This is a genomic window from Janthinobacterium sp. GW821-FHT03C10 (assembly GCF_059420865.1).
The window spans coordinates 87,619-104,931 of the sequence record NZ_JBWKUN010000003.1 but is presented as its reverse complement, the minus strand read 5'-3'; the positions used below and the strand labels follow the sequence as shown (position 1 = coordinate 104,931).

The window sequence follows — 17,313 nt, the reverse complement described above, 5'->3', positions numbered from 1 at the left end:
AGGCAACGTTCTTTTTGACGACTACACCACAAGGTAACCATGTCCCAAGTTATGTCTTCCCGGTCCCGGCCACGCATCAAGCGCATGGCGCATGCCATCCAATGCATCTTCATCGGTTCGGCCCTGCTGCTGAATATCCCCGCGCCAGCCCTGGCGCAGGAAGTCGCGGCAGCGCCAGCGGCCAGCCTCGACTTCCAGGTGCCGGCCGGCGACCTGGCGGCGGCGCTGCGCCAGGTCGCCAGCCAGTCCAGGGTCATCCTCAGCTTCACGCCGGACCAGACGCGCGGCAAGACGTCCACGGGGCTCACGGGACGCCACGACGTGCTGGCCGCCCTGAACGGCGTGCTGCGCGGCACGGGCCTGAAGGCCGAGCGCAGCGCCAATGGCAGCTACGTGCTGCGCGCGGCCGACGCCGCAGCGGGTGGCGAAGCGCTGTCGATGATGCCGGAAGTATCGGTCAAGGCGCAGCAGGACGCCACCGAAGGCTCGGGCGCATATGTCTCCGCCCTGCCGATCGCCACGGCCACGCCGCTGGGCCTGTCGATCAGGGAAACGCCGCAGTCGGTCAGCGTCATCACGCAGCAGCGCATGCAGGACCAGGGCTTGAGCACCATCGCGCAAGTGATGGCGCAAACGCCGGGCGTCACCCTGTTTTCGCTGGGCAGCGAGCGCACGGGCTTTACTTCGCGCGGCTATTCGATCACCAATTACCAGCTCGACGGCGTCAGCACGCATTCGGAAAACCTCGGCCTCAATGCGATACCGTCGCAAAGCCTGGCCGACATGGCGCTGTACGACCGCATCGAAGTGCTGCGCGGCGCCTCGGGCCTGATGACGGGCGCGGGCGACGCCTCGGGCGCCATCAACATGGTGCGCAAGAAGCCGACGGCGCAGTTCCAGGCCGCCGTCGAGGGCGAGCTGGGCTCCTACGATGAACGGCGCGCCATGGCCGACATCTCGGGTCCGCTGAACGAGGCGCGCACGGTGCGCGGCCGCCTGGTCACCGTGTACGAGGAAGGCGACAACATCATCGACGGCTACAGCCGCGACAAGCAAGTGGTCTACGGCGTGCTCGAGGCGGACTTGTCAAACGACACGAAACTGACGGCCGGCGTGACGCACCAGCGCAAGCGCTCGGACGGTTCCCTCTCCTACCTGGGCTTCCCCCTGTTCTACAGCAATGGCGTCATGACGGACCTGCCCCGCTCCTTCAGCCCGGCGTCCAGGTCGAATCGCTTCAACACCAATTCAACCGACATCTTCGCCACCGTGGAGCACGCGCTGGCGAACGACTGGAAGCTGAAAATCTCGGCCAACCGCGTGCAGTCGTCGCAGGAGGAGCGCGCCGTCTACATGAACGTGAGCGCCGGCTTCCCCGACCAGGCCACTGGCGATGGCCTGAGCCTGAGCGCCGACTACCGCGATTACCAGCTCCAGGTCAACAGCGTGGACGTCAACGTGCGCGGGCCGTTCAGCGCCTTCGGCCGCCAGCACGAGCTGGTGCTGGGCATGGACTACAGCGAATTCCAGAGCAAGACGGACGGCCGCTTCGACTGGAGCATCCAGGGCAGCGACGTCAACCTGTACCGCTGGAATCGCCTGGCAACGCCCGCGTTTGGCGCTACCTACGTCACCTACGACAGCACGCGCCGCCAGGCCAGCGCGTATGCCGCCACGCGCCTCAACCTGTCCGAGCGCCTGAAACTGATCGCCGGCGCCAAGGTGCTGCGCTACAGCGAGAACTACATCTCGGACGCGCCTACCGTGCCGTTTTACAGCGCGTCGCCAGCCGCGGAAAGCCGCGTCTTCACGCCGTATGGCGGCCTGGTGTTCGACATCGACGGCACGCACAGCGCCTACGCCAGTTATTCCACCATCTACCAGCCGCAAGCCCAGCAAGACCGCTACGGCAAGCTGCTGGCGCCGCGCGAGGGCAAGACCTTTGAAGCGGGCGTCAAGAGCGGCTGGCTCGATGGCCGCCTGAACACGGCCGCCGCGCTGTACCAGATCCGCCAGAGCAACCTGGCCGAATCGGACCCCGGCTACACCGTCCCTGGCACGAACAATCCCGCCAACCGTGCCATCAAGGGCGCCAGGACCCAGGGAGTGGATCTGGAAGCGACGGGCGCGCTGACGCCGGACTGGAACATCTCAGCTTCGTGGTCCTACAGCCAGACGGAAAACAATACCGGCAAGGCGATCCTGACCACCTTCCCGCGCCACCTGGTGAAACTGTGGACCACTTACCGGCTGCCCGGCGAGCTGCATCGCCTGACGGTGGGCGGCGGCGTGAACTGGCAAAGCCGCGTGTATTCCGACATCGACGCGTGGCAGATCAACAGTACCCTGCACTGGGAACAGAAGGCGTATTCGGTGGCCAGCCTGATGGCGCGCTACGACGTCAACGACAAGCTGTCGGCCACCGTGAACGTGGCCAACCTGTTCGACAAACAGTACACGGCTTCCGTATCGGACTGGTGGTACTCGGGCATGCATGGTCCGGCGCGCAAGGTGGCACTGAAGGTGCGCTACCAGTTCTAGGGCAGGCTGAATATTTCGCACTGGCGCAGGGCCGGTGATACAATTTTCACGCTTCACGGGCGTTGCCGGCCATTGCCGCCAACGCCCGTGCCCATAGAGACACCCAAGGAGAATGTGTGAAGGACCTCGCCCCCGCCCTGCCAGCCGATCCGGCCGACCAACCCGCCAATCCCTCGCGCCGGCGCATTTTCCAGGCCGCTTCCGCAGTCGGCCTGGCCGCCAGCCTGCCGGCGCTGGCCGACGCCGCGCCAGCCAGGAAGACCATCGCCAAGGGTTCGCTCGACGCGAAACTCAAGGCGCACGTCAAGAACGTGGTCGTGATCTACCTGGAAAACCGCAGCTTCAACAACCTGTTCGCCAACTTCCCCGGCACCAGCGCCCCCCTGTCCGCCGTCACGGCGGAACAGGCGCAGCAACTGGACCGCGACGGCAAGCCGCTGGCTACCCTGCCGAAGATCTGGGGCGGCCTGGTGCCGAACCAGCAAAACATCGGCGGCACCGATTACCTGATCAAGGAAGACCAGATTTCCGGCCTGCCCAACGCTCCCTACAAACTGAGCGACGCAGCCGGCAAGCCCCTGCCCGAGAGCATCATCACGCGCGACCTCGTGCACCGCTTCTATAACAACCAGATGCAGATCAACGGCGGCAAGAACGACGGCTTTGCCGCGTGGGCCGACAGCGGCGGCCTGGTGATGGGTCACTACGGCGAAACGTCGAAAAACCTGAACCTGTGGCAGATCGCCGAGCAGTACACGCTGTGCGACAACTTCTTCATGGCGGCCTTCGGCGGCTCCTACATGAACCACCAGTTCCTCGTCACGGGCCGCGCCAACGAATACTTCAACGCGGCCGAGACGGCGGCAAAGAAAAAGATCGCCGTGCTGTCGGACGGCCCGCAAGGCGTGCGCCTGGCCATCTCGCCCGACTGTCCCGCCTCCGCGCTGGACGGCAAGCCGAAATACGTGAACGACGGCGCCCTCACGCCGGACGGCTATGCCGTCAACACCATGGCGCCGCCGTATCAACCGAGCTACATCCGCCCCGCCTTCGACGGCGACCCGATGCACGCCGACCCGGCCGACGCGAATACGCTGCCGCCGCAAACCTACGACACCATCGGCGACCTGCTGTCGCGCAAGGGCGTCAGCTGGGCATGGTATGGCGGCGGCTGGCAAGCGGCGCTCGACCACAAAGGCGGCGGCAGCAAGCCGAACTTCCAGTTCCACCACCAGCCGCTGAACTACTTCAAGCAGTTCGCGCCCGGCACGGCGGCGCGCGCCGAACACCTGCGCGACGGCGGCACGGGCGACAGCCCGATCTCGAACAAATTCCTCGCCGCCGCCGTGGCGGGCAAGCTGCCGGCCGTGACCTTCTACAAGCCGCAGGGCAATCTGAACCTGCACGCGGGCTATTCGGACATCGAATCGGGCGACCAGCACGTGGCCAACGTCATCCAGCATCTGAAGGAATCGCCGCAGTGGAAGGACATGATCGTGGTGATCACATTCGACGAGAACGGCGGCTGGTGGGACCACGTGGCGCCGCCAAAGGGCGACCGCTGGGGCCCGGGCACGCGCATTCCCGCCATCGTCGTCTCGCCGTACGCAAAGAAAGGCGCCGTCGACCACAGTTTCTACGACACGACGTCGATCCTGCGTTTGATCACGCGCCTGCACGACCTGCCGCTGCTCGAAGGCCTGAAAGTGCGCAACGACGCCTTCGCGTCACGCGGCGCGCTGCCGCCGGGCGACCTGACGGGCGCCCTCAGCTTCCGTTAAGCCCTACACGGTGCGGCACGCCTGTGATACACTGCGTGCCGCACTTAAATCCGCAGGTGTGCTTTTCCTGCCGATGATATTCACAATGAGCCCGACTCCTGTAGCCGGGCTTTTGTTTTGTGGATGAAGTGAAAGCGTATGGACATAGGCGGACGGCATGCTGCCCGCCCCCCTGGCCTTCGTAGGCCAGGGACAGAGGTTATCAAATGAGAGATAAAAAAGACAACGCCACCATCGACTTGCCCGGTTTCGGTCCGCCGCCAGCGCTCGAGGCGCCAGAGCCGGCGCCGGAACCGCAGCGCCGCGCGCGCGCGCGCAAGGTGGCCTTGAAGCAGGTGCAGCTCGAATTGCTGGAGCCGACCGATGCCACGGGCTTGCCCGTATGGACGCGCGACGCCGGCCTCGATCTCACCGGCTTGCCCATCTGGGCGCCCGACAATTAGTAGCAGACTGAGTAACAACGCCGGCGGCCGTTTGCCGCCGGTGGCCACACCACCATCCGCACAAGGGCGTAAACGCCTGTAGACTGTGCCCATCCACCCGCTTTTTACCGGCTCCGCCCCTATGAACACCACCACTGACACCACCAATTCTTTTGCCAGCCTGCCGCTGACGCCCGCCTTTTTGGCCAACCTGGATTCGCTCGGCTACCACGAGATGACCACCATCCAGGCGCAAAGCCTGCCGGCCGTGCTCGATGGCCGCGACCTGATCGCGCAAGCGAAAACGGGCAGCGGCAAGACGGCCGCCTTCGGCATCGGCATCCTGCACAAGCTCAATCCGGCCTGGTTTGCCGTGCAAGGCCTGGTGCTGTGCCCCACGCGCGAACTGGCCGACCAGGTGGCCAATGAGCTGCGCCGCCTGGCGCGCGCGGCCGGCAACATCAAGATCCTGACCCTGACGGGCGGCGCGCCGATGCGCCCGCAGATCGCCTCGCTGGAACACGGCGCCCACATCGTCGTCGGCACGCCGGGCCGTTTGCGCGACCACCTGGGCCGCGGCACCATCAACCTGAACCACGTGCAGACGCTGGTGCTCGATGAAGCGGACCGCATGACGGACATGGGCTTTTACGAGGAAATCGCCGGCATCGTCAGCGCCTGCCCGGCGCGCCGCCAGACCCTGCTGTTCTCGGCCACGTATCCGGAAGACATCCGCCGCGCCACGGCGTCGTTCCTCGTCAATCCGCTGGAAGTGACGGTCGAGGCGCAGCACGACAACGACAAGATCGAGCAGCGCTTCTATGAGATCGGCTTCGACGAGCGCAACAGCGCCGTCGGCAAGCTGTTAAAACACTTCAAGCCGGAATCGACCCTGGCCTTCTGCAACACCAAGGTGCATTGCCGCGAACTGGCCGAGGAACTGCGCCAGCAAGGCTTTTCCGCGCTGGCCCTGTACGGCGAACTGGAACAGCGCGAGCGCGATGAAATCCTCGTGCTGTTCGCCAACCGCAGCTGCTCCGTGCTGGTGGCCACCGACGTCGCCGCGCGCGGCCTCGATATTTCCGACCTGGGCGCCGTGATCAACGTCGACGTCTCGAAAGACACGGAAGTGCATATCCACCGCATCGGCCGCACGGGCCGCGGCAGCAAGAAGGGCCTGGCCCTGTCGCTGTGCGCGCCGAACGAGAAAAAATGGGTCAAGCTGATCGAGCAGTACCAGAACAGCGCCGCCGAATGGCACGACCTGAAGGAGCTGGCGGAAGACGATGGGATGGAGGCGCTGCCGGCGCCGATGGTCACCCTGTGCATCATGGGCGGCAAGAAGGACAAGCTGCGTCCGGGCGATTTGCTGGGCGCGCTGACGGGCGATGCGGGCCTGACGAAAGAACAGGTGGGCAAGATCAACGTGTTCGAGTTCATGACCTACGTGGCGCTCGACCGCAAGGTGGCCGAGGCGGCGTTCAAGCGCCTGAATGCGGGCAATACCCTGGGCCGCGACTTCGGCAACATCAAGGGCCGCAGCTTCAAGATGCGCTTTATCGAGGCCTAAGGCCTTGCAAGGTACGCAGGGCCGCCATGGTCCTGCGTCCAGGATAGTTTTCCCACACGGGATACTCCCGGCGGTAATAACAGCTCCAGTAGCTGATGCTGCGCCGCTCCAGCGTGTCCACATACGCTGGGTTCTCCCGCAGGTAGCGCGCCAGCGCTTCCGTATTCCAGGCCGGCAGCGCCGCGCCAATTGCCTCGATAATCTCCAGCACGTATTCGCCGCACAGGTGCACGACGAAGGGCACCGTCCACGCCCGCTCCTGCAGCAACAGCTGCCTTGCACACGCTTCGCGCAGATGGCCGTCATGGTGGCGCGTGCCCAGGCACAGGGCGAGCACGCCCGCGTCGCCGGGCAGCCGCGTACAAGCCAGCAGCCGCTCGCGGTCGTAGTAGGTGCGCGTCGGGATCAGCAAGGCCTCGCCATCCTGGCGCACGGCAAATGGCGGGTGTGCCCGGCCGCTGCCCAGCACGGACAGCAGCTGCGCCACAGTGCCGGCCAAGGCCGCCGGAAAGGCCTCCGCTTCAGCCATCGCGCCCCTCCCGGCACACCTTGCGCACGCCCAGCGCAGGTTTATCCACCTTTTCAAAGATCACATTCGAATACCATGCGGCGGGGTCGCCGTCCGTGGGCTTGCCCAGCGAAATATAGTAGCCGCCATGGGTGAACAGGGCCGTCGTTTCCTTGCCCGGCGTGGCACCCTGCAGGAAGGCCGGCCAGGCCGCCTTGTCGACTTGATCAAAACGCGCGGCCAGCAGCGCCAGCAGGCGCGCATGCGTCGCCGGCGCATACGGGAACAGATACAGGTATTCGACCAGTTCCCCGCCATCGGCCAGGCGCGTGACGGCGGCCGTCGCGGCATCGACCGTCCCCTCGTCGCCGCCAAAGCGGCACAAGGTGCCGCCGCTGTAGGCGAAGTCGATGACGGTCGCCGGCGCGCACGCCTGCCGTTCGCGGTCGACACCGACGGGCGGCAGCGCGCGCACTTGCGCCAGCAGCGCTTCGCCGGACGTGGCCAGCACGGGAAAGCCCGGACACTCGCTGGCCGCCAGCACGGACGAAAAGGCAAGACAGCAACTCAACAACAGCACACCACGCTTCACGGCATCTCCTGCGTTTATCATGCGGCCATTATGCATGGCCGCCGCAGATACGGCCACACGCTCACAGGGTGTCACAAAGCGCGCGCCTGCTGGCCCTGCGGCGTATCGTCGATGTCGTAGCCGGCCGCGCGCGCCAGTTCGCGCAAGCGGTCCGCCTCGGCCCACTGGCGCTGCGCGCGCGCATTGGCCCGTTCCGCCAGCCACGCCAGCACCGGCTGCGGCACTTCCACCTGCGCCGGCCGCCAGGCCAGCAGATCGAGCCCCAGCGCCGCATCGAAGCGGGCCATGGTAGCCTTTTTGACGGCCTCCGGCAGCGCGCTTTTCAGCAGCTCCCAGGTCACGGCCAGCGCGCGCGGATAATTCAGGTCATCGTTGATGCAGGCCCTAAAACGCGCCAGCCATGCGGGATCGGCCTCGCCGCCTGCATCCCCCAGGCCATGCACGGCCACGCGCAGGCGCGCCAGGCCGCTGCTGGCGGCGCGCAGGGCTTCATCCGTAAAATTGAGGCTGCTGCGGTAGTGGGCGCCCAGGCACAGGTAGCGGTAAGCCAGCGGATCGACGCCCTGCTCCGCCAGGCTTTGCAGGCGCAGGAAGTCGCCCGAGGATTTCGACATCTTCGCATCCTGGGTCTTGAGGAAGGCGCCGTGCAGCCAGAAGTTGGCCAGGCGCGTGCCGTGGCGCGCTTCCGTCTGCGCGATCTCGTTGCTGTGGTGGACGGCCACATGGTCTTCGCCGCCACAATGGATGTCGAAATACGTCCCCAGGTGCTTTTCCGCCATGGCCGAGCATTCGATGTGCCAGCCGGGGAAGCCCAGGCCCCACGGACTGTCCCACTCCATCTGCCGCTGTCCCGGCACGCCGCTGAACTTCCACAGCGCAAAGTCGCAGATATCGCGTTTTTCCCCAAGGTCCACCCTTTTCCCCGCCTGCAGGCCGTCGCGCTTCAGGCGCGCCAGCTTGCCGTAGCCGTCCTGGCGCGTCGTGTCGAAATAGATGCCGTCGTCCGTGCGGTAGGTATAGCCTTTCGCTTCCAGGTCGAGGATGAAGGCGATCTGTTCCGCGATGTGGTCCGTGGCGCGGCACCAGACGGTGGGCGGCAGGATATTGAGCTGGCGCAGATCATCTTCAAACGCGCGCGTGAATGCGGCGGCGATATCCCAGGCCGACTCGCCGCTGCGCCGGCTGCGCGCCTCGATCTTGTCATCGCCGCTGTCCGCGTCCGACGTCAAATGGCCCACGTCCGTGATGTTCATCACGTGGCGCACCTGCAAGCCGTTGAATGCGAGCGCGCGGCGCAAGCCGTCGACGAACAGGTAGGTACGCAGGTTGCCGATGTGCGCATAATCGTAGACGGTGGGGCCGCAGGCGTACAGGCCCGCGTGGCCGGCGGCAAGGGGTTCAAACGGGCGCAGGCTGCGCGCGTAGGTATCGTACAGATGAAGTGTCATGCGGGACTTTCATTAACGCTGCGGAAAAAGAAAATGGCCACAGGTTTTTCAACGCTGTGGCCATCGGAATGAGGAGTAAAAAGTTTAACGGCACCGGGCCGCATCCTCACGAAGCCAGGTACACGGACACAGCGCAGCGGCGGCGGCGGATGCAGAAACTGGAGGGAGGATGAAAGTGATCATGGGACGAATATCGCATGTACGCGGGCGGGCCGTCAAGCCCTCCCGCGTCACCCGCTTATTTTTTCGCCTGCTCGATATGCGGCAGCAGCACCGTCAGGATGCCCAGCAGCGGCAGGTAGGAGCAGATTTTATACACATAGGCGATGCCGGAGATATCAGCCAGGTGGCCCATGGCGGCGGCGGCGATGCCGGAGACGCCGAACATCAGGCCGAAGAAGATGCCCGCGATCATGCCCACCTTGCCCGGCACCAGTTCCTGCGCAAAGACGACGATGGCGGAAAAAGCGGAAGAAATCACGAAGCCGATGATCACCGTCAAGACGGCCGTCCAGAACAGGTCGACATATGGCAGCAGCAGGGTAAACGGCGCGGCGCCCAGGATGGAAATCCAGATCACGCGCTTGCGGCCGATGCGGTCGCCGATGGGGCCGCCCATAAAGGTGCCGGCCGCCACGGCGGCGAGGAACAGGAACAGGTAGAGCTGGGCATCGCCGAGCGACAGGTGGAATTTGTCGATCAGGTAAAACGTGTAGTAGCTCGACAGGCTGGCCATGTAGATGTATTTGGAAAACACCAGCAGCGCCAGCACGCCCAGCGCGCCCATCACCTTGTTGCGCGACAGGTTCGGGCCATGGCCGCCCGCCTTCGGCTTGAAGCTGGCCAGGTGGCCGCTGTACCACCGGCTGACCTTGTACAGCACGCCGATGGCCAGCACGGCCAGCAGGCTGAACCAGGCGACATTGCCATGGCCCCGGTTCACGATGACGGCGGCCGCCAGCAGCGGCCCCAGGGCGGAACCCACGTTGCCGCCCACCTGGAACAGGGACTGGGCAAAGCCGTAGCGCCCGCCCGAGGCCATGCGCGCCACGCGCGACGCTTCCGGGTGGAAGGTCGAGGAGCCGACGCCGATCAGACCGGCGGCGAGCAGCAAGGTCGGGAAGGTGGTGACGACGGACAGCATCAGCACGCCGGCCAGGGTAAAGCACATGCCGACCGGCAGCAGGAAGGGCAGCGGACGGCGGTCCGTGTACAAGCCGATCCAGGGCTGCAGCAACGATGCCGTGCACTGGAACGTCAGGGTTATGAGGCCGACCTGGGTAAAACTGAGTGAAAACTCGGCTTTCAGCATCGGATAAATCGACGGCAATAATGCCTGGATCAAGTCATTGAGCAAGTGCACGAAGGCGACGGCGCCCAGGATGTGCATGGCCAGACCGGATTGTTGTTGGGAACTATGAAGCGAGGGAGCCGCCGGCACGGGCTTGGCCAATGCCGCGGCAGTTGTGGTTGTGTGCATGTATCATCCGCAATAATCGGGCACGGCGGGCGGCCCGGCAAAGAAGCCAGTATAGTATGGTCACTGAACTGATAACTTCCAATAATCGTCGCTCAAGTGACAACTAAGTGACAATCAGGCGACAAGCCAACGACCGACATGTACACCCACCCACCCGTCCAGACCCACCCCGATGGCGTGCCGTTCAGCCGCAGCACGAGCTCGCACGATTACCAGCACGTGCCGCGCCCCGTGACGGCCATGTCCAGGCAATATGCGGCGGGCGACTATACGGCGCCGCACAGCCACGTGCGGGCGCAGCTGCTGTATGCGACGCAAGGCGTGATGCGCGTTTCCACCGAACATGGCGTGTGGATATTGCCGCCCCGGCGCGCCCTGCTGATTCCCGTAGGCGTCGTGCACGAAGTCCATATCTTGAGCGAATTGAGCATGCGCACCGTGTACATCGACGCGCAGGTGGCGGCCCCGTATGGCGCCGATTGCAAGGTGCTGGAAGTGAGCCGGCTGCTGCGCGAACTGATCCTGGCCTTGCTGGCCGAACCGATCGAATATGCGCTGGCGGGGCGCGGCGACTGGCTGGCCCATTTGATCCTGTCGGAACTGGCGGCGGCCGACACCGTGCCCCTCGCCATCCCCTGGCCCCGCGACCGCCGCCTGGTGGCCGTCTGCTCGGCCATCATGGACGCGCCCGGCAGCCGGCGCAGCATCGAGGAATGGGCCCAGGATGCGGGCGCCAGCGCGCGCACCCTGATCCGCTTATTCCCAAAGGAAACGGGCTTGCACTACCGCCAATGGCTGCAGCAAGTCCACCTGGCCGAAGCATTCTGCCGCCTGGACCGGGGCGAAGGCGTGGCGGCCATCGCCTATGCGCTGGGCTATGCCAGCCCCAGCGCCTTCAGCGCCATGTTCCGCCGCATCCTGGGCCGCACGCCGCAGCATTACCTGAGCGAGTGGCGCGCCGCGTAGGTCGGCTTAGCGTGGCGCAGCCGCGCGTAAGCCGACAAGCTACACTGTTGGCATTGTCGGCTTACGCCCTGCGGGCCAAGCCGACCTACGACGATGCCTGCGCACCGGGCAATGCGCCAATGACGGGCGCCGCGTAGGTCGGCTTAGCGTGGCGCAGCCGTGCGTAAGCCGACAAGCTACACTGTTGGCAGTGTCGGCTTACGCCCTGCGGGCCAAGCCGACCTACGACGATGCCTGCGCACCGGGCAATGCGCCAATGACGGGCGCCGCGTAGGTCGGCTTAGCGTGGCGCAGCCGCGCGTAAGCCGACAAGCTACACTGTTGGCAGTGTCGGCTTAGACCCTGCGGGCCAAGCCGACCTACTCTTTTTCGCCCGCGATCAAACGGTAGGCCAGCGCCCCGAGCAAGGCGCCGATGATCGGTGCCAGCCAGAACAGCCACAGCTGGCTGGTGGCCCAGTCGCCCACGTACAGGGCCACGCCCGTGCTGCGGGCCGGGTTGACCGAGGTATTCGTCACGGGGATGCTGATCAGATGGATCAGGGTCAGTGCCAGGCCGATCGGCAGCGGGGCGAAGCCGGCCGGTGCGCGCCTGTCGGTGGCGCCCAGGATGACGATCAGGAAGAACATCGTCAGCACGATTTCAATGACCAGCGCCGACAGCATCGAATAGCCGCCCGGCGAATGGGCGCCGAAGCCGTTCGAGGCAAAGCCCTTGCTGACATCGAAACCGGCCTGGCCGCTGGCGATCACGTACAGCACGCCGCCGGCCACGATGGCGCCCAGTACCTGCGCGATGATGTACGGCAACAGTTGACTGGCAGGAAAGCGGCCGCCCGCCCACAGGCCGATCGAGACGGCCGGATTCAGGTGGCAGCCCGAGATGTGGCCGATGGCGTAAGCCATGGTCAGCACCGTCAGGCCAAACGCCAGGGCTACGCCGGCAAAGCCGATACCGAGGCCGGGAAAGGCGGCGGCCAGCACGGCGCTGCCGCAACCACCCAGTACCAGCCAGAACGTGCCGAGGAACTCGGCGCCATATTGTTTCATGATGTATTCCTTTAAAGTGACGAGAAAACGTGCCAGGGACGACCAATCGGACCGCTCACCACCTTTGCCCCCGCCTGGAGGCGACGGCAAAGCACAGCACCAGCAATGCACTGCACGCTGCAGAGCGCGAATAATGACATGCTGTCATTATCAATGCAACATTAATCTCATACAACAATATTAATGGTTTTCCAGGAATAAACTATTGTTTTACCAACTATCATGATGCCGGGCGGCGCATGTATTTGTGTGGCGCCTCCAATGGCGCAAAGCCAAAGCCCGCATACAGGCCATGCGCATCATCGGTCCCCAGCATCCAGGTGACCGCGCGCAAGCGCTCATCGCCGAGCACGGCGGCCACCAGTTGCTTGCCATAGCCGCGTCCCTGGTATGGCGGCAATACAAACACGTCGCGCAGGTAGGCAAAATCCGTGTAGTCGGTGATGACCCTGGCGAACGCCACTTGCTGGCCATCCGCATAGCCGCCGAAACACAGCGCGTTGGCAATCCCCTTGCGCACCGTTTCGATCGCCACGCCACGCTTCCAGTACGACTGCTCGCTCAGGTAGCGGTGGATCATGGGCACGTCCAGTTCGCCGCGCTCGCTGGAAATGTGTAATGGCGCGTGCATCAGTTCTTGTACAGCAAGTCGGCTTCGGCGATGCTGGGCTCGCCGAAATACACGGTGCGCAAGCCGCCCTTGGCATCGCTGCCCATGTACACGCCCGTCATGCTGCGCGCGACCGGGTCGTACAAAATGGAGTAGCGGTGGCCGCAATTGTGCGGTTCGCAGACGCTGCTCAGCAGGCGTGCCTTGCCGTCGATCTCGACCGGCTTGAGCGGACTGGCCACGCCATCGGGCACCCAGCGCTGGCGCTTCAGGCCAGCCTTTTTCAGCCCCACGTTGAACGCCTTGCGAAAGGCGTAGTCCGCCTTGTAGACGTCGGGGAAATACGGGCAGGTATGGCCGCCATCGCAGCTTTGCGCCTGCTCGATCAGCGACAGTTTGGGCGTACGCGCTTGCGCCGGCATGGCGGCCAGCGCCACGGCGGCGCCCAGGAACAGGGGAAACAGCAAACGTGCGGACATGCAATCTCCTAACAGCATTCAGTAATGGAGGCAGCATAGCAGAATGGCATGCCGGTGCGCGCGCCTCAGGGAGAACAGCGGATGCCGACGACCCCGTTGACCTTGCCTTCCGGCCAGCCCGTCTCGCGCCAGCGGTACACACCCGGCGCGACGATGATCAACTGCCATTCCACCAGCTTGCCAGCGTCGTTGACGCGCGTTTCATTGTCATAGCGCAAAGTCAGGCTGCGCTCCGTTTCCGCCACGACCGTCGCGGCAAAGCGGTTGGTTTCGCCCAGCTTGCTTTTCCACGTGCGGTCGTTGAAGATCGCCAGCCGCTGATGATCGTCAGACAACTGCATGCGCGTAAAGTGCCGCGCTTCTTCGCACACACTGCTCGTGTTCACGCTGTCGGACCAGCTGCCGGACAGTTGCGCGGCATCAAAAGGAGTCGGGTTGGCGGCCGCGGCCGCAGTCAGCAGCAAGATTGCAAGCATAGATTATCAAAAGAAAACAAAAGGAAAAATCATGGTCAACGCAGCGCCAGGGCGATGCTCGATGGCAGTGCGGGCGTGTGCCGGTGCAAAGTCGCCTGCTCGTAGGCATACGCCATCGCAATGAGCGGCATGTCGCCGTGGGCAGGGCCGATGAAGGACAAGCCGACCGGCAAGCCCCCAACCATGCCGGCAGGCACCGTGATATGCGGCAAGTCGGACTGCGGCGATACGCCATGGCAGGTGGGGCCCACGAGCGCATCGAGCGTATGCGAACGCAGCAGCGCTTCGATGCCGCCAGGCCCGGGCGCGGGCGGCGTCTCGACCAGTTCCGCACCCAGTGCGCGCAGCACCAGCAGCGCTTGCTCGATCACGGCATCGGTCCCGGCACACAGGCCGAACAGGCTGCGCGCCACGCCGATGCGGCGCCCTTGCAAGCCGGCAAGGTCGAGCGCCATGCCATCGGCCAGGCGCTCGCCCGTCAGGGCGGCGAGCAGCCAGGCCGCTTCGCGCACGCTGGGCGCCATCGGTCCGGCCGTGGCTGGCTCGCCGCCCTGCCCCGCGACAGTCCTGCCCGTGGGCTTGATGGCGACCAGGCCGCAGTTTGAAGCAGGTGCGACGATGGCGCCGTCCGCCGCGCTGTCGACGGCCAGGATGGTCAGCCCGGCCCAGCTGGCGCTGGCATGCGGCACGCTGACGGCGGCCCACTGGCGCAAATTGCTTTTGCCGATGATGACGGCGCCGGCCGCGCGCAAGCGCGCCGCCACAAAGGAATCGCAGCTGGCATGCGTGGCCAGGGGTGCTTGCGTGCGCGTCTTCATGCGGTCGCCCGTGGCGATATTGTCGCGCAAGACGATGGGGATGCCGTGCAAGGGGCCGCGCACCTTGTGCACTTGCCGTTCGCGGTCCATTTCCAGGGCAATTTTCAAGGCATCGGGATTGATTTCAATGCCGGGATAGGCGCGCGCGCCCGTGCTGCACAGGGAACGGATGCGCCTCAGGTACTGCGACGTCAGCGCATGCGAACTGAGTTTGCCTGCCTGCATCATCTGCTGTTGCGGCAAGACGCCCGCATCGAGCAGATGGGCCATGGGGCTGGCGGGCGCCGTGGCACGGGCCAATACGGGGCGCGCCACGCCCCGGGACGCGCCACTGCGTAACATCTGACTGCGCTGCATGCTATCTCCAGGAAACTTCAATGTTTCTACCGCAATAATGTGCTAGCCATAGCATAGCAGTCCTAGCAACACAATTGTTGTTGAAAGGAATTATTTTTCAAGCAAAAAAAAACGCCGCCCGAAGGCAGCGTTTCTTGATGGTCAAGCACTGGGGCGTATCAGTTGCGTACGACACGCTTGTATTCGTTGGTACGGGTGTCGATTTCGATCACGTCGTCCTGTGCCACGAACAGCGGCACTTGCACGGTGTGGCGATGTGCGTCGATGGCGTTTTCGATCTTGGCTTCTTTCAGGACGTTGCCCGACGTGTTGCCCTTGACCGCAGGCTCCGAGTACACCACTTGACGGGCGATGGTCGTAGGCAGTTCAACGGAGATAGCCTTGCCGTCGTAGAAAATGGCTTCGCATTCCATGCCATCTTTCAGGTAGTTCAGCGCTTCGCCCAGGTTTTCTTCTTCGATTTCGTACTGGTTGTATTCAGCGTCCATGAAAACGAACAGCGGGTCGGCGAAGTAGGAATACGTCACTGGCTTTTTATCCAGAACAACAACGTCAAACTTGTCGTCGCCGCGGAACACGTTTTCCATCGGGGTGTTCGTCAGAAGATTTTTCATCTTCCATTTGTAGGTGAAGCCCGTGCGGCTCGAACCGTTGACATCAGAACGCAACACGATCATTGGCTTGCTGTCGACCATGATGATATTGCCAACACGAATTTCTTTTGCGGGTTTCATAGGAATGTACGTAAAAAGTGGGTTGCATGAAGACCATCTGCCGCCTGTGCGCCATCAGCGCCGCAAGCTTGCGTTTGATCGGTTAAAAATACGTTAGAAATAACCGGGCATTTTACCTTAATTTTTGGCAAGCGCCTATCTCGTCGCGCCGGCGAACGCCAGCAAGTTACTTGCCAGATCGCCATGCGCCTGCATCTGCCGCTGCCAAGCCTGCGCGCGCGCCCGGATGCGCGGCAGATCGGCCTGCAATGCGGGCCACAGCCGCGCCCACGGCAAGGCGTCCGCGCTGGCCCCATTCCAGGCCAGCGCCGCCTGCACCAGGCTGTCGATGGGGCCGTCCGCATCGACAGCATAGCGCTGCAGGAAGGCGCGCAATTTCACGTGATGCAAGTTTTCATCCTGCAGATAGATATGCCAGAGAAACGGCTGGCCCGCCCATTGCGCACGCACGAAGGAATCCTCGCCGCGCACGAAATTGACGTCGCAAGCCCACAGCAGGCGGTCGTAATCGTCCTGCGGCACGAAAGGCAGCACGCGCACGGTGAGCGCGCCGCGCGTGCGCGCCGCACCGGCCACCGCCGCATCGTCGCCGATAAACGCCTGAACGGCATCGAACGCGACGCCTTCCGGCGCCAGGCATACCACAGCTTGCTCACCCGCCTGCCAAGCCGCGAACAGTTCGGCGACGGGCGCGGACGGATAGCAGAACAGCGATACTTTCACGGCGCGCATTTCCGCATCCGTCACGCCGAATTGCCCGAGGAATGCCGCCATGGCGCCCGCATCGGCCTGGAACGCCAGCCTTTTCTCATCCAGCGCCGCTTCGCGCAGCAGGCCGCCCGTTTTATCGGTAAAACCGGGAAAGAAGAAATGCTTGATCATGCCGTGGCGCGGCGACGTCAGCGCATGGCAACCCTCGACCCACTCTTCCGCCGTCAAGCCTTCCAGGTTCAGCCACACGGGCTGCGGCGTGCATTGCGCCATGGCGGCGATATAGCCGGGCGGAATATCGCAGGCAAAAAACTCGATGACGATATCGGCGACGTCGGCGGGCAAAAACACGCCATCCTGGCCGCGCCAGTGGCGGACCGTGACGCCGGATGCCTGCTGCGCCTCGGCCGCCACGTCGATGGCGGGGCAGATGCGCCGGAAACTGGATAAATCATCGACCCACAGGGTGACGGCGACGCCGTGCTCGCCGCTCAACTGCCGCGCCAAGCGCCAGCAAATGCCGATATCACCGTAGTTGTCGACGACTTTGCAGAAGATGGCCAGGGATGGTGCGCGATCGGTAGGTAGTGGCATAGTCGACGGGAAGAGAAAAACGTGGGCATGGCGGCCAATAACAAAAAAGCCGCGCTGTTACCAGGCGGCTTTTTTGTTGGCTGATTCAGCCGGTCTGGCGTCCCCAAGGGGATTCGAACCCCTGTACTCACCGTGAAAGGGTGATGTCCTAGGCCTCTAGACGATGGGGACAGAAAT

At 64.2% G+C, this 17,313-nt stretch carries 16 protein-coding genes and 1 tRNA gene; 5 read left to right on the top strand and 12 right to left on the bottom strand.

The features are described from left to right. Positions 1-84 precede the first annotated feature (84 nt). The 4 genes from AC07VH_RS11685 (at position 85) to dbpA (ending at position 6,314) form a co-directional block, all read left to right on the top strand. On the top strand, positions 85-2,541 hold the full coding sequence (locus tag AC07VH_RS11685) for a TonB-dependent siderophore receptor (RefSeq protein ID WP_494787959.1): 2,457 nt from the start codon (positions 85-87) through the stop codon (positions 2,539-2,541). 116 nt (positions 2,542-2,657) lie between these two features. Continuing rightward, positions 2,658-4,322, top strand: a complete 1,665-nt coding sequence (locus AC07VH_RS11680; RefSeq protein WP_494787957.1) for an acid phosphatase — start codon at positions 2,658-2,660, stop codon at positions 4,320-4,322. 206 nt (positions 4,323-4,528) lie between these two features. Further along, positions 4,529-4,765, top strand: coding sequence for a hypothetical protein (locus tag AC07VH_RS11675; RefSeq protein ID WP_070223821.1), 237 nt, complete (start codon positions 4,529-4,531; stop codon positions 4,763-4,765). 121 nt (positions 4,766-4,886) lie between these two features. Further along, a complete protein-coding gene (gene dbpA, locus AC07VH_RS11670) occupies positions 4,887-6,314 on the top strand; it encodes an ATP-dependent RNA helicase DbpA (RefSeq protein ID WP_475413540.1) in 1,428 nt (475 codons plus the stop codon). On the opposite strand, the gene AC07VH_RS11665 is transcribed toward dbpA, so the two are convergent. From AC07VH_RS11665 to AC07VH_RS11650, 4 genes are all read right to left on the bottom strand, one after another. Beyond that, positions 6,301-6,843: a hypothetical protein gene (locus AC07VH_RS11665; protein WP_494787956.1), complete on the bottom strand. Its 543-nt coding sequence runs from the start codon at positions 6,841-6,843 to the stop codon at positions 6,301-6,303. The two genes, dbpA and AC07VH_RS11665, sit on opposite strands and share 14 nt — an antisense overlap. Next, complete coding sequence (locus AC07VH_RS11660; protein ID WP_494787955.1) at positions 6,836-7,414, bottom strand: hypothetical protein; 579 nt, start codon at positions 7,412-7,414, stop codon at positions 6,836-6,838. Before AC07VH_RS11660 ends, AC07VH_RS11665 begins: the two co-directional genes overlap by 8 nt. Positions 7,415-7,485: 71 nt before the next feature. Then, the gene (cysS, locus tag AC07VH_RS11655) at positions 7,486-8,862 is read right to left on the bottom strand and encodes a cysteine--tRNA ligase (RefSeq protein WP_494787954.1); all 1,377 of its coding nucleotides are present in this window, start codon (positions 8,860-8,862) and stop codon (positions 7,486-7,488) included. A 238-nt stretch (positions 8,863-9,100) separates the two neighbouring features. Then, entirely contained in the window at positions 9,101-10,342 is a 1,242-nt protein-coding gene (locus AC07VH_RS11650) for an MFS transporter (protein WP_494787953.1), read from the bottom strand. Between the two features lie 138 nt (positions 10,343-10,480). Between AC07VH_RS11650 and AC07VH_RS11645 the strand changes: the two genes are divergently transcribed. Beyond that, the gene (locus tag AC07VH_RS11645) at positions 10,481-11,308 is read left to right on the top strand and encodes an AraC family transcriptional regulator (RefSeq protein ID WP_475413544.1); all 828 of its coding nucleotides are present in this window, start codon (positions 10,481-10,483) and stop codon (positions 11,306-11,308) included. A gap of 359 nt (positions 11,309-11,667) precedes the next feature. Here the strand turns inward: AC07VH_RS11645 and aqpZ are convergent, their stop codons facing one another. From aqpZ to AC07VH_RS11605, 8 genes are all read right to left on the bottom strand, one after another. Then, the gene (gene aqpZ, locus AC07VH_RS11640) at positions 11,668-12,357 is read right to left on the bottom strand and encodes an aquaporin Z (RefSeq protein ID WP_475413545.1); all 690 of its coding nucleotides are present in this window, start codon (positions 12,355-12,357) and stop codon (positions 11,668-11,670) included. 220 nt (positions 12,358-12,577) lie between these two features. Beyond that, positions 12,578-12,988: a GNAT family N-acetyltransferase gene (locus AC07VH_RS11635; RefSeq protein WP_475413546.1), complete on the bottom strand. Its 411-nt coding sequence runs from the start codon at positions 12,986-12,988 to the stop codon at positions 12,578-12,580. Next, entirely contained in the window at positions 12,988-13,446 is a 459-nt protein-coding gene (locus tag AC07VH_RS11630) for an Ivy family c-type lysozyme inhibitor (RefSeq protein ID WP_475413547.1), read from the bottom strand. Before AC07VH_RS11630 ends, AC07VH_RS11635 begins: the two co-directional genes overlap by 1 nt. A gap of 65 nt (positions 13,447-13,511) precedes the next feature. Beyond that, on the bottom strand, positions 13,512-13,922 hold the full coding sequence (locus AC07VH_RS11625) for a hypothetical protein (RefSeq protein WP_475413548.1): 411 nt from the start codon (positions 13,920-13,922) through the stop codon (positions 13,512-13,514). Between the two features lie 35 nt (positions 13,923-13,957). Continuing rightward, positions 13,958-15,097, bottom strand: coding sequence for an amidase family protein (locus tag AC07VH_RS11620; protein WP_494787952.1), 1,140 nt, complete (start codon positions 15,095-15,097; stop codon positions 13,958-13,960). 158 nt (positions 15,098-15,255) lie between these two features. Beyond that, the gene (locus tag AC07VH_RS11615) at positions 15,256-15,831 is read right to left on the bottom strand and encodes an elongation factor P (protein WP_034778059.1); all 576 of its coding nucleotides are present in this window, start codon (positions 15,829-15,831) and stop codon (positions 15,256-15,258) included. 135 nt (positions 15,832-15,966) lie between these two features. Next, positions 15,967-17,136 carry an elongation factor P maturation arginine rhamnosyltransferase EarP gene (earP, locus tag AC07VH_RS11610; RefSeq protein ID WP_494787951.1) on the bottom strand — a complete coding sequence of 390 codons (1,170 nt, stop codon included), beginning with the start codon at positions 17,134-17,136 and terminating at the stop codon, positions 15,967-15,969. A gap of 95 nt (positions 17,137-17,231) precedes the next feature. After that, positions 17,232-17,307, bottom strand: a tRNA-Glu gene (locus tag AC07VH_RS11605). Positions 17,308-17,313 lie beyond the last annotated feature (6 nt).